Origin of the sequence: Rhizobium sp. AN80A (genome assembly GCF_030053015.1) — a bacterium.
Classification (GTDB): domain Bacteria; phylum Pseudomonadota; class Alphaproteobacteria; order Rhizobiales; family Rhizobiaceae; genus Rhizobium; species Rhizobium metallidurans.
The window spans coordinates 525,415-537,568 of sequence record NZ_JASJPX010000002.1 but is presented as its reverse complement, the minus strand read 5'-3'; the positions used below and the strand labels follow the sequence as shown (position 1 = coordinate 537,568).

At 58.3% G+C, this 12,154-nt stretch carries 11 protein-coding genes and 2 pseudogenes; 7 read left to right on the top strand and 6 right to left on the bottom strand.

All coding sequences use genetic code 11. From position 1 onward, the window contains the following. Positions 1-95 precede the first annotated feature (95 nt). Entirely contained in the window at positions 96-608 is a 513-nt protein-coding gene (locus P3R82_RS08995; protein ID WP_111564479.1) for a ferritin-like domain-containing protein, read from the bottom strand. A gap of 738 nt (positions 609-1,346) precedes the next feature. Here P3R82_RS08995 and P3R82_RS08990 point away from each other — a divergent pair. Together P3R82_RS08990 and P3R82_RS08985 are read left to right on the top strand one after the other, a co-directional pair. Next, positions 1,347-1,529, top strand: a pseudogene (locus tag P3R82_RS08990) (NAD(P)-dependent oxidoreductase); the annotation flags it as partial. A gap of 49 nt (positions 1,530-1,578) precedes the next feature. After that, positions 1,579-2,742 (top strand): zinc-dependent alcohol dehydrogenase, encoded by a 1,164-nt coding sequence (locus P3R82_RS08985; RefSeq protein ID WP_349294052.1) that lies wholly within the window; start codon positions 1,579-1,581, stop codon positions 2,740-2,742. Positions 2,743-3,080: 338 nt separating this feature from the next. On the opposite strand, the pseudogene P3R82_RS08980 reads toward P3R82_RS08985, so the two are convergent. Beyond that, positions 3,081-3,314, bottom strand: a pseudogene (locus P3R82_RS08980) (IS701 family transposase); the annotation flags it as partial. Between the two features lie 580 nt (positions 3,315-3,894). Between P3R82_RS08980 and P3R82_RS08975 the strand changes: the two are divergent. The 5 genes from P3R82_RS08975 (at position 3,895) to P3R82_RS08955 (ending at position 6,974) form a co-directional block, all read left to right on the top strand. Further along, entirely contained in the window at positions 3,895-4,851 is a 957-nt protein-coding gene (locus tag P3R82_RS08975; protein ID WP_111564482.1) for an SDR family oxidoreductase, read from the top strand. Positions 4,852-4,868: 17 nt separating this feature from the next. Continuing rightward, positions 4,869-5,228 (top strand): hypothetical protein, encoded by a 360-nt coding sequence (locus P3R82_RS08970; RefSeq protein WP_283193698.1) that lies wholly within the window; start codon positions 4,869-4,871, stop codon positions 5,226-5,228. 118 nt (positions 5,229-5,346) lie between these two features. Continuing rightward, on the top strand, positions 5,347-5,667 hold the full coding sequence (locus tag P3R82_RS08965; protein ID WP_283193697.1) for a transposase: 321 nt from the start codon (positions 5,347-5,349) through the stop codon (positions 5,665-5,667). Then, complete coding sequence (locus P3R82_RS08960) at positions 5,651-6,289, top strand: hypothetical protein (RefSeq protein WP_283193696.1); 639 nt, start codon at positions 5,651-5,653, stop codon at positions 6,287-6,289. The genes P3R82_RS08965 and P3R82_RS08960 overlap by 17 nt, the downstream gene beginning before the upstream one ends. 88 nt (positions 6,290-6,377) lie before the next feature. Further along, entirely contained in the window at positions 6,378-6,974 is a 597-nt protein-coding gene (locus P3R82_RS08955; RefSeq protein ID WP_349294051.1) for a LysR substrate-binding domain-containing protein, read from the top strand. On the opposite strand, the gene P3R82_RS08950 is transcribed toward P3R82_RS08955, so the two are convergent. The 4 genes from P3R82_RS08950 to P3R82_RS08935 are packed head-to-tail and all read right to left on the bottom strand — an operon-like array spanning position 6,955 to position 11,226. Next, entirely contained in the window at positions 6,955-7,335 is a 381-nt protein-coding gene (locus P3R82_RS08950; protein WP_283193694.1) for a response regulator, read from the bottom strand. The two genes, P3R82_RS08955 and P3R82_RS08950, sit on opposite strands and share 20 nt — an antisense overlap. Next, positions 7,335-9,647 (bottom strand): GAF domain-containing protein, encoded by a 2,313-nt coding sequence (locus P3R82_RS08945; RefSeq protein ID WP_283193693.1) that lies wholly within the window; start codon positions 9,645-9,647, stop codon positions 7,335-7,337. Before P3R82_RS08945 ends, P3R82_RS08950 begins: the two co-directional genes overlap by 1 nt. 32 nt (positions 9,648-9,679) lie before the next feature. Next, positions 9,680-10,105 (bottom strand): response regulator, encoded by a 426-nt coding sequence (locus P3R82_RS08940; protein WP_111564486.1) that lies wholly within the window; start codon positions 10,103-10,105, stop codon positions 9,680-9,682. A gap of 11 nt (positions 10,106-10,116) precedes the next feature. Next, positions 10,117-11,226, bottom strand: a complete 1,110-nt coding sequence (locus P3R82_RS08935; RefSeq protein WP_112989292.1) for a PAS domain-containing protein — start codon at positions 11,224-11,226, stop codon at positions 10,117-10,119. Between the last annotated feature and the right edge of the window lie 928 nt (positions 11,227-12,154).

Here is a 12,154-nt window from a genome sequence, read left to right as displayed (position 1 = left end):
TCGAGACTTTCGCCGATCCCAATCAACATCACGGAGGACGGCTACTGGCCGACATACGATAGGGCTGCCCCTTTTGGGGCAGCCCTGACCAAGCGTTAGGCTGCTTTCGTGGCCTTGGCGTTCGCCGCCGCCTCGGCAAGCCGCGTTAGTTTCTGATCCGTCGCTTCCTCTTCTTCGAGGTTTGCCTGGAGCAGCGGGATTGCATCCTTCATGCCAAGCTGGGTCGCCCAGGCTATAAGCGTGCCGTAACGAGCGATCTCGTAGTGTTCGACAGCCTGAGCCGATGAAATCAATCCTGCGTCAAGGGCAGGGGAACCCTTGAACTCTTCCATGATTTCCTCGCCTTCGGAGATGATCCCCTGGATCGCTTCGCACGTCTTGCCACGGGCGGGCTTGCCAAGGAGTTCGAAAACCTGTTCCAGGCGTTCGATCTGACCCTGCGTCTCATCTCGATGCTGAAGGAAACCCGCCTTGCCTTCTTCGGACTGTGCAGCGCGGGCCATCTTTGGTAGAGCTTTTAAAATCTGCTTCTCGGCGAAGTAGATATCCTTCAGCGTATCAAGGAACAAATCATCAAGTGTCTTCGTGTTGGTCTTGGTGGTAGCCATCGTGTCCTCCTATGAAATGACGTTTGAAAACACGTCGGGCAGCTGGAGGTTCCAATTCTCAGGCAAGATCCGACCCATCTTGCATGCTTTGTACCTTAGCGTACACGGGGGTGGGGGAACATCAGGGCCAGGTCCGCATTTCCAAATTCGAGATCGCGAGCGTGCTAACCGGACGCGACAGGGATGGTGAACATGGTGGTTTTGCCGGTTTCTCGCCATGGCTAACGAAATGGCAGCCCAGCGCGCGATCTGTCCGCAGCGATCTCATACTGGGAGGCCCTGGGATCGAAGGCTTGGCGAGAGCATACTTTGAGGGTCTGCCGAATTCCAAGAAAATCATCTGCTTAACCCCGAGTGGGACAAAAATCCCATTTTACAAGATCATGGTTTAGCAAGCTGCCGTCCCACTTTTTTCGACCGTTTCCGCCTCTTCTTTGAAAGACCGGAGCCTCTTCCATCGGAGGCGCCCTTGGGGCCGGCAGCGTCCTGAACCTCTGTTCCCTCCGCCACGGCAATTCCTGCCACGATTTGATTTAGCGGGAACAACACCCGGCGGTAGAGGTTAGCGAGTTGGGCATGTCCGCCCACATGCCGACGGGATCAAGATGACATTTCAATCTAAATTTCCGATCAGCCGACGATCAATATTTTCCGCGGCGAGCGCGACGCTCGTGCTCTTCGTCGGGAAGGTAGTTGATGGCAACGCCCGCGCCCTCGCGGGCATAGGCGATGGCTGCCGTCCGGACGCCGCTTCAGGTCAGCGGCGGCGCGACAATGGAAAAGCTCGAGAAGTTCGGGGGCGACGCGCCAATGGACCGCCCGGGACAGCCCGCCGAACTCGCATCGATCCACGTCCAACTTGCCGATCCTCGGGCCAGCTACGCGACGGGGCAGGTCTACGGCGCGGCGGGTGGCGGTGGCAGCCGTAACCCGCCAGCATCATCGAAACTCAATCCAAAGGACAAAAGACATGAAAGCACTTACCTGGCACGGCAGCGGCGACATCCGGTGTGAGGAAGTCGACGATCCGATCATTCAGCACGACCGCGACGCAATCATCAAGGTGACGAGCTGCGCCATCTGCGGCTCCGACCTCCATCTCTATGGCGGCTTCGTGCCGGGAATGCATCCCGGCGACGTCATGGGCCATGAGACGATGGGCGAAGTGGTCGAGGTCGGCCGCGGCAACTCGAAACTGAAGGTAGGGGACCGCGTCGTGGTTCCGTTCACAATATCCTGCGGCGAATGCCGTCAGTGCAAGTGGGGCCAATTCTCCCTCTGCGAGCGCTCTAACCCGAACGGCGCCGAACAGGCCAAGCAGGTCGGTTATCCGACCGCGGGCCTCTTTGGCTACTCCGAACTATACGGTCGTTTCCCCGGCGGGCAGGCGCAATATTTACGCGTACCCTATGCGGACGTCGGTCCGATCAAGGTCCCGGACGGACTTTCCGACGAGCAGGTCCTCTTTCTGTCGGATATCTTCCCGACGGGCTACATGGCGGCGGAAAACTGCGATATCAAACAGGGCCAGACCATCGCCGTGTTCGGCTGCGGCCCTGTCGGTCTGTTCGCGATCAAGTCCGCTTTCCTTCTCGGCGCGGAGCGTGTCCTCGCAATCGACACCGTGCCGGAACGGCTGGAGCTTGCCCGGCAATCCGGCGCCGAAGCGCTCGATTACACCGACGAAGACCTGCAACAGCGCATCCTTGAATTAACCGGCGGCAAGGGCCCTGATGCGGTCATCGAGGCGGTCGGCATGGAGAGCCACGGCGCGGGCGGTGTCATGGAGACGATGCAAACCAAGCTTACCTCTACCGAACGTCCGTACGCATTGAGCCAGGCTATCAGGGCTTGCCGTCCTGGCGGCGTTGTATCCCTGCCGGGCGTGTTCATCGGGCCTGCCGTGCCCACTCCACTTGGCGCCGTCGTCGGCAAGGGACTGACGCTGAGGACGGGCCAGACACACGTTCAGCGGTATCTAAAGCCACTGATGGACCTGATTGAGGAGGGCGCAATCGATCCCTCGTTCCTCATCACACACCGTATCGGTCTGGAGGAAGGTCCCGAGGCGTACCAAACGTTCCGGGACAAGCAGGATGGTTGCGTGAAGGTCGTCATCCGACCGAACGGCTGACCTGGTTCTTTGGTGCTTAGGCGACAACTCGCTTGCCGCCTACCATTACAGTTGCATTTTTGTTTCCAAATGCGCGCGCCTGGCGGCGGCCTGATGCGCGCGTCTCCAACACGACCATGCGATGACGTAGGCGTGCTTTATGCGACGCTGGGCGAGCTTATTGGCGATGCGCCGGACTTCCTGGATAGACCAGCGGATCAACTCCTGATGGTCGGAATCCGCGGTCTTTTTGGGGGCGTCGCGTCATTGGCGCGATACCGGATCACCGCCATCATGGCGAAGGCCAGCATGACGAGGGAAACGTGGCGGTGCCAGCCATGCCATGAGCGGGTTTCGATGTCCCAGCGTCCGCGACCGAGAATAGCTTGTTGCCGCCAGGGACCGGAATCACCGGCCGCCTCGGCGCGCATCCAGCCTGTCTTGCGGCGCTCGTCACCCAGCAAGCCGTCCAGGAAAAGGTTCGCCGAAGCCGCAACGCGCTCCTGCGTAAACAATCTTCGAATACGAGCCTTCACGTCGCGCAGCGACGATGCAAAAAGTTCCAACGTCGTCTCGATTGACGCACCTGCCATCCATGACCTCCCAATCATGGAGACCCATAGATTCAGAGTTCATGAAAACGCGCAACTGTAATGTTAGGAACTCGAGTCATAAAAGGGATGACGGGAAAGTCACAGTCGAGTTCAACGGCGAGGGCTGAGTAGCCATCTCGGTACGCATGGCTGCTTCCCCGGAGTTTCATTATGAAGGATCCGTCAATCACGCTGGGGAATTGATGATGGAGGTTGCCACCTTCGGATCCGGGACGATGCCTTTGTGGAGGGCCAGCGGGCGACGCCAGCCAGGTCAACCACCACGCTTCAACCGCCGTACCGAAATCGCGTTGGACTCGTCGCAAAATACCGCGCTCTAACGGAAGCGCCCCCGTCCCAGCCAACAGCTTGGCTTTGGGGAGCGATGTCCGGGCAAAAGACGCCCGTTTTGCGCAGGCAGGGCGGTCGACAGACGCTCACGGAAGCCAATTCGGGGGGCGTGGTCGATGTCTCCAGCAGGCTGCCTTGACAAGGTTTTCGTGTGCGCTCGAATTCTTTCAAGAACGCAAACCTTTTGCCTCGGCCGACGTTAGGCCTCCAACAGCAAGGAGATCGTCTCATGTCGTCAGAAGCCACATCCAAAAAACAGCGAGAGATCCAGCAGCAGGTAAAGAAGGCCGACGAGAAGAAGAAGTCGAAGCCGGACGGAGCCATGCAGGCGGGCGCTCGTCGATATCCAGAGCCCCCGTTTCCGGCCGTCCATCAGGACAAACCCGGATCCGAGGCAGACCTTCCGCTGGCGCCTATGTACGACGCGCCGTTTTACAAAGGCTCCGAGAAGCTGAAGGACAAGGTCGGACTCATCACAGGTGGGGACTCCGGCATCGGACGTTCGGTCGCAATCCTCTTCGCCCGGGAAGGCGCCGATGTCGCCATTGTTCATCTCGACGAGACCGAGGACGCTGAGGTAACCAAGTCCGCGGTGGAAAAGGAAGGGCGCAAGTGTCTCATCATTCGCGGCGATGTGAAGGATCCCGCCTTCTGCCGCAAGGCAGTCGAGAAGACGAAGATGCAATTCTCGAAGCTCGACATCCTGGTGAACAACGCCGCATTCCAGGTCCACACCACGGATATCGAAGATCTGACCGACGAACACTTCGACGAGACCCTGAAGACGAACCTCTACGGCTACTTCTATATGGCCAAGGCCGCGATCCCGCATCTGTCCAACGGTTCCGCCATCATCAATACTGGTTCGGTGACTGGCCTCGAAGGGTCCAAGGAGCTCCTCGATTACTCGATGACGAAGGGTGGCATTCACGCTTTCACCAAAGCGTTGTCGAGTCAGCTCGTGCCGAAGGGCATCCGAGTAAACGCCGTCGCGCCTGGGCCAGTCTGGACTCCACTCAATCCCTCCGACAAGCAGGCCGAGGATGTCGCGAAATTTGGCAGCGGGGCGGTCATGAAACGCGCGGCGCAACCGGAGGAGATTGCACCCGCCTATGTGTTCCTCGCGTCCCCGCAGATGTCGAGTTACATCACAGGTGAAATCCTACCAATCGTCGGCGGTTATTGAAGTTCAGGAGATCCGCAATGTCACAGTTCAACGGCAGACAGACTGATAAGATCACAGAAACCGCGAGCGAAGCTCGGCAAGGAAGCTACGGCAAACCAGTCTTCGTGGTGCTGGTCTGCAGCCTTGTCCTCGCGCTGATGGCATGGGGCGGCGTCGAGATTTGGGGTGAGAGCGTCGATCCTGATGTTCAGCCTGCAACCGCTACGAAGAATGACCCGATCAATGCTCAGCCCTCGGGTCCTGGTACCTTCGACAACAACGCGGCCGATGGTAGTGGCCGCCCTCCGGAGGCTACCGATCGCAACCCGTCACCGTCTGGGAACGGTGGAGGGCCGACGCAAGTGACGACGCCTAATGGAACCGAGAAGGTCCAGTAGCAGGTGAAGGCGGGCAGCTTGGAGGCTGACCGACCCACCTTACGACAAATTGCATGGAGGACGACAGCACGACCGGGCGAGGTGTGTTGTTCGGCTCACCTGCTTCCGAAGCAGTGTCATGCCTGTTGGCAAGCGCAGAGCGAACCTCAACCGCATGATGATCCTGCATCGGTCATCCGGTTCTCTCGCCGCCGCCGAGCAGGGCCACCCGCCTGGCGGCGCGAAGCTTATGGCTCATGCTGATTGGGTTCGCGAGCGGATGTCCGCGCATGACGAAACGACTCAGGATGAGCTGCGCGTTGCACTCGCGGGGCGCGGAATTGAAATCCATCGCGCTACGGTCGGGCGGTTTTTGCACCGGCTTGGGCTAAGCAATAAAAAAGGCCTCAAGGCAAGCGAGCAGCGCAGGCCGGAGATCGCCAATGGCCGTGACCTTTGAATCAACCGCCGAAAGCGGTTCTTCAACAAGGCCTTGTCGCGGCTCATCTTTATCGATGAGACCTCCACGAATACCCGCCTGGATCGTATGGCCAACTTTTAACGGTTCTGCGCCACCCATAGAAGAACAAAGGATTTTTTCGACTGCATTTGTCAATCGCATGGGGAAGTACGTGTTCCAAAAGACTTCGAATTTGAGAATGCTGAAAGACGCGCTATCCGCGCACATGGACCTCCCCGAATACTTTCTAGGTATTCATGCCTTCTTCGATGGTGAGGTCATTTTCGCGCGGGACGTTGTTCACGTGAACATGGACCTCTCTCCGTTTCCGGTCGACTTTCCCAACGTCTGGCAGTGGTTCAGGGAGCAGCTCCAGGGAGGCTCGGGCCAAGAGACGTTTGCTTATCAGATGAGCTTCGTCGTCGACGCCGTCGCAGATCCAGCCATGAAGAAGCTGATCGAGATCACTAGGGGAACCGCGACAACGATCTGGATGTTCGACTTGTCAAACCAGGAGCCACCTGGAGACGGCCACCGATTTGTGATCGTGACAGCAGCCGACAAAAAAGGTCTGAAATCATTTCGAGACGAGTTCCACGGAATAGATGTCGAGTTGCCCTAGCCGGGTTACTTTAAAAGGACATCTATCGCAGCAGGCCTTTGCTTTCAAACTCATCCCAGCCACTGAGACCTGAGCCCACTTCGTCAGCGTGGCGGGCCTTCACCTTATCCCGCCGCTTCGACCGCGTCAGTATCGCCTGATACCGGATGCCTGCGGCGTTCTGCCTCGGCAACGACATTGTGCTCGCGCCAATTCCTCGACACCTCCGCAGTCATTCGCAGCGCCGTCATACCTCGCAAAGGTCGGCATGCCAGAGCAGTTGGACGAGTTGCTTGCCCACGCCTGCATACAGCTCAGGTTCTCGAGCGGCGCCTTCGTGCCATGGGAACTGGAGAGAGACGGGCAGTCGGTCAATATCGACCCACAGGGCAGGCTGATCGTCGGCGTGGATGCGGCGGCTGCCGCCATCGATTGGGCGCGCGCGGGTCGCGGTGTGATATACAGGTTCGATAACTGGTTCGAGCCGCACGTCGCATTGGGGGAACTAGAGCTAGTTCCACCGGACTCATGGATGAGTTTTCGATGGGCCGCGCCTTTATTTCTCCCGCAGGTTCATGCCCGCGCCATTGAGGGCATTCGTCGACTTCGCCAAGCTGAATTCGGACGCACCGAACACCCAGGGATGGATTTAACTCCAGAAGCACGCGGGCTCAGTCCGGTCCGTGTCATGACAGCATCTGCCTGATGGTTGCCACGATCTGTTCCTCCCGGTAAGGCTTGGAGAAAAACACCGTCTCGGCCGGGATCATGTCTCCGGGATCCTCGATGTGGCCGGAGACCACGATCACCTTGATTGGCGGCCATCTGTCTCGAATGATCGCGGCCAGGCGCATTCCGTCGACGCCGCGCGGCATATCGACATCTGTAAAGACTACACGGATGTCATCGCGTGACTCAAGTATCGCGATCGCCTCTGTCGCGTCCGACGCCGCTACCGCCTCATATCCAGCAGCTTCGATGAGGTCTATGCCGGCAAGACGCAGGAGCGGCTCGTCTTCAACGACTAGAACGATTGCGACGTCCTTGGCAATATTACTCACGGTCATCACGACTGCCTCAACTGCGAAATCAGTCCGCGCATCTTAACCTTCAGCCCATCAGGGGAATAATCAACGTCGACACCGCCGGTTCCCGTCAAGCCGAGACGTATGAGCTTCGATCCGAACCCCTTGCCAGATGGGGCGGTCACTGGAGGGCCTTCATGCTCGTCCCACGCAAGAACAAGCAGACTGTCATCACTGGCTCCTTCGATCATCCACGAGACATCGACACTGCCTGCTTCGTTGGACCAGGCTCCATATTTGAGCGCGTTGGTCCCGAGTTCGTGCATCAGCAGCGCCAGAGAGAGCGCCGAGCGCGGTCCAAGCTGCAGGTCTGGACCCGAGATAGAATATCGCTCTGGCAATGAGAGCTGACCGAGAACGGAATCGATCACGGCGATCATCCGCGCCGACGACCAGTCCTGGCCGAGTAAAACATCGTGTGCCTTCGAAAGAGCGTGAAGCCGGCTCGTAAAAGCTTCGACAGGCGCCCGATCGGTGACAGGGCGAAGGGTCTGCGTGGCTATCGCTTGGACCATTGCCATCGTATTCTTCAGTCGGTGACTGATCTCGTGATTAAGAACCTGCTGCTCCTGCTCCGCGCGAATCCTCGAAATCGCCTCTCGTGTGCGATCTGCGATCGTCCGAACGAAGTCGCGTTCCTCCGACGAGAAATCATGAGGTCTGTCGTAGTGAACGAACATGACTCCTACGAAGGCGCCGTGCTCGATGATTGGCACATTCACCAGCACAGAAATCCCGATCGAATGGAAAAGCTCGGCTGACGCCGATGTCCGAGGATCCTTGGCCACGTCTGGAATAATGACCGTCTCGCCGCGTTTGAGATCTTCGATATAGGAGCCATAATCCCGGAATTGGTGCGAGCCGGCGACAGTCGAGATACCTTCGGCGCACCAATCGGGTAGCATCTGCACGGTCTCGACGATGGGATCGATGACCCCGTAACCAGCTCTTGTCGCGCCCTCCAGGTTGCGGGCCATGATTTCCGCTGCGGCGAATGCAACATCTTTCACATCGTCCAGCTCCCGTATCTTGTCGCCGAGCTCAAGGAATGCCAATTGCCGATTTTCGGCGATCTTCTGAGATGTCGCGTTTCTGGCCACCTTGATGAAGCCTGGTACTTCCGGACCGGAATGGCCTGGAAACGGTCGTATGGTCCCGTCTAGGAAAACCCGTGTTCCGTCGGCCGCTTGGTGCCACCTTCGATCAAGTGCCACGCCTTCCGCTGCAGCTTTGCGCATTTCAGTTTCTGGAACGCCGACCGCGCGGTCCTCCTCCGTGAATATCTCCTCGAACCGTCGTCCATGCATCTCTGCTTCGGTCCAGCCAAAGGTGTCCTCTGCGCCGCCAAGCCAGCTCGTGATACGCTTTTCGTGATCGATGGTCACGATCACATAATCCTTGGCGCCCTCGACGATCAGGCGCAGTTTTGTCTCACTGTCCCGAAGGGCCTCCACAGCCTCCATTCTGTCTGTCACATCGACAAAAATGATGATGAATTTGTCATCCCCTGTCGCCTGCACGTAGCCGTCGAACCAACGTCCGAGGGAGGGAATGTGCCGAGTAAAACGCCTGCTCTGTCCGCTTTCGACAACGAGCGCGACGTCCGATACCCACTCCTCTCCAAAATTTGGAAAGATCTCTCGCATCATACGACCGGTGGCGTCCTCGACGGGACAGTCCACAAGCTTGCTCCAAGCCGGATTGACGCTGTCATGTCGCCAATCGACAATAGTTCCATTGACGTCACGGACGACCGAACCGACGATGATACCTTCCTCGAGCTGCTCGAAAAGCGAACTCCACCGGCGCTCTGATAGAAACGTAGCGATCTGGTTCGAGGCAACCTTGCCGATGCGGCTCAACAGCTCGAGCTCTCGTCTTGTCCAAGTTCTGGGCTCACCGTCAATCGCCGCCAACGCTCCGATAACCAGACCGTCCGGCATTGTGACCGGGACGCCCATGTAGGAGATCACGCCCAGATCCGTGATGGCCAGGTTATCTCTGACAAGATCATGGATCGTCGCGTCGCCAATGATCAAGGGCTGATTGTCCCGCACCACGTGTTGACAGAAGGAATGGGTCAGCGGGGTCTCTGCCGCCTCGGCCCATGTCTCCGGCAGACCGAGATGAGCGATGAAGACCTGCCGGTCCTCGTCAAGAATGGAGACAAGCGCCACGGGACAGTCCAGCCCGGCCTTTACGACCTCGATAATGTCCTGAAATTCGGACTGGCCCTGAACGCCAAGCAGACCTGAATTCCGAACGGCGCCGATGCGCTCCGATGGTGAACTCACTGGTTTCCTTCACCGCGAAATCGCGGAGTTGATCATGCCGCAACGGTGGCGCGCGCGGCAGGGGAGAGGACGAGGCTAGGCGGCGCGACCTGCGAGCCATGGCCGCCATCGATGATGATCTGCAGAAACTGCAAGGCGTTTTGCAGACCGTTAACCGTGTAGGGCTTCTCGATCGCCCCGAGCGCACCGGCAAAGTCGTCCGGTATGCGCTTGAGATTTCCCGATACGAACACGAATGGAATGGCCTTGGCCGAAAGGTAGCGTCCGACGTCGATACCCGTTGGGCCATCCAGCAATTGAATGTCGACAAAGGCAAATTGCGGCGAGGTGGCATCAATGATCTCGATCGCCTCACGGCTATCGGTCGCCGTCCCAACAACGAGATGCCCGGCGCCTTCCACTTCGCTTTCCAGCTCCATGGCAAGAAGGACTTCATCTTCCACAATCAGAATATTCAAATCAAATCCTTTCAGTCCTTAACGGACAGCGTGACTGTAACGTCTGTCCGGTGGCCCTTCACAACTCGGTCGATTTTTGCTCGAAGCTGCTTCAGGCACGCCTCGAGCATGGCTTGGCTGAACGCAGCTTCCTCTTTGTCTACGTCAACCGGCGTGACCGTATCGACGACTCGGATAAGGAAGTGTCCGTTGAGCCGTCTGATCTCCAGATGGATCTCGCCACCGCCGTCGCTCAGACCTCTTCTTATCGCGTCGCCGACTAGTTCGTTGATAATGAGAGCCAAGGGCGATGCCTTGGTAGCAGGCACCACAACCGCGTGTAGATCCGTTGTCAGGTGTATGTCGGAGCGCTTCAGTGCGCCGATCTTGTCGATCATGAGGGTGTTCGCGAAATCGGCTACGTCGAATTGCCCCACTTCCTCGTCGTTCAAAAGCTTGCGCTGGACGGTGCTAAGAGCTTCAACGCGATTGAGAACAGACGTCAGCGTACGCTTGACAATGTCGTTTTCGGTCATCCGGGCCTGGAGCTTTACGATGGATGCGATCGTAAGGAGGTTATTCTTGACCCTATGATCGACCTCGTGGACCAGCGTTGTCTTTGCACGCAGGGCGTCGGTCAGGTCTGCCGTTCGCATCCCCACTTCTTCCTCGGCGAGGTGACGCGCGCGCGCGAGTTCGGCTTCCTTGCTTTTGATATTCGTGAAGTCGAGTTGAGAGGCAAAAAAGTAGATCACCGTGCCAGAAATATCCCGGACCGGGCTGACGAAGAGGGCGTTCCAGAAAGGAGACCCATCTTTTCGGTAATTGAGAATGTCGATCGCGAGATCTTTTTCGGCAGCAATGGCTTCGCGAAGCCTGGACACGGCGTCCGGATCGGTCTCGGGGCCCTGAAGGAGGCGGCAGTTCTTGCCAATGAGCTCTTCGTTGGAGTAGCCCGTGAGCTTGCAGAAAGCTGCGTTGCAAAAGATTATCGGATTGTCCGCTTGACGAGGATCGGTGATCAGCATCGGCATACGCGTGGCTTTGAACGCTGCGGCGAACGGGTCTTCCGAAGCGTGATCAGCGACAAGACGGTCACCGGCGTCTCTGGCGTCCTGCCGACTGTTATTGTGTTCTGTCATCGATATTCCTGGATGGTAACGCATCTTAATGCGCGAGCGGCGATTTCGTTCCACGAACTCCTGTTGCCGCGCGGGCGGTCGTGGTCAAGAACCACGAGTTTATTCCCGCGCGGCTCCGCGTTTCCAGACTGGGAAGATCATCGACTTCCTCAGCCATGCTCGTTCCGTTCTGACGAACCCTGACACCAGTGCCAGGATATGACTACGCCGCGATTTATCGCGCGAAACAGTAGAAGCGTACCGAGCGCGTGGAGGCCGCCGAATAAAACTACAAGCAGGACGGAGGCCGCCGCAGGTAGCACGAGATCGCAAGCCCAGCCGACCAGAGTTGGGGGCTTGCATGAGACGGGTCGCGAAGAAATGCGGGATCCGACGGTCCGCAACCATCATCGACCAACGCCTGATCGGCATCCTGCGCCCATCAGGTTCTTCGTCGCCGACGAAACGACCCATTGCGCCACCGATCCTGAATGCGGTCACCCGCGTCAATAGTATCCCAGGCGGAGCACGTTAGGTTTCGCTTTGTAAGAAAGGACCGAGGCTGGCTCGGGGCGAGGCGCGCGCCCTGTTAGGAGCTAAGAGACCTTCGGCGCCAACAAGGGCGCCGCGTCGAGGCAAGGAAACTTGGTCTCGCACCTGTCGCCATCTACGTCGCACATCCGCTCGCATCCCACAGTGAACCTCTGCCGTAGTTTCGCGAAGCTCGCCGCCGCGCCGACTTGGGCGACGAGGACCTTCCGATCGAAGGTGTCACGGCGGTCGGATGCACGGCATTCAAAAACGATGATGGCATCACGAATGTCTTTGAGCGTAGGCCCGTCGTCGCCGCCGAGGTTCTGACGCGACTGCCCCAAACTACGCGCCGCGCGCTCGTTCGCACGTTGAACTCGGGGAGAATGTCCCAGACGACAACGATCTGGTGTACGCA

What these genes read in the sequence shown, in the direction of transcription:
- P3R82_RS08995 (WP_111564479.1), bottom strand. Translation starts at nt 608, where the DNA reads ATGGCTACCACCAAGACCAACACGAAGACACTTGATGATTTGTTCCTT.
- P3R82_RS08985 (WP_349294052.1), top strand. Translation starts at nt 1,579, where the DNA reads ATGAAAGCACTTACCTGGCACGGCAGCGGCGACATCCGGTGTGAGGAA.
- P3R82_RS08975 (WP_111564482.1), top strand. Translation starts at nt 3,895, where the DNA reads ATGTCGTCAGAAGCCACATCCAAAAAACAGCGAGAGATCCAGCAGCAG.
- P3R82_RS08970 (WP_283193698.1), top strand. Translation starts at nt 4,869, where the DNA reads ATGTCACAGTTCAACGGCAGACAGACTGATAAGATCACAGAAACCGCG.
- P3R82_RS08965 (WP_283193697.1), top strand. Translation starts at nt 5,347, where the DNA reads ATGCCTGTTGGCAAGCGCAGAGCGAACCTCAACCGCATGATGATCCTG.
- P3R82_RS08960 (WP_283193696.1), top strand. Translation starts at nt 5,651, where the DNA reads ATGGCCGTGACCTTTGAATCAACCGCCGAAAGCGGTTCTTCAACAAGG.
- P3R82_RS08950 (WP_283193694.1), bottom strand. Translation starts at nt 7,335, where the DNA reads ATGACCGTGAGTAATATTGCCAAGGACGTCGCAATCGTTCTAGTCGTT.
- P3R82_RS08935 (WP_112989292.1), bottom strand. Translation starts at nt 11,226, where the DNA reads ATGACAGAACACAATAACAGTCGGCAGGACGCCAGAGACGCCGGTGAC.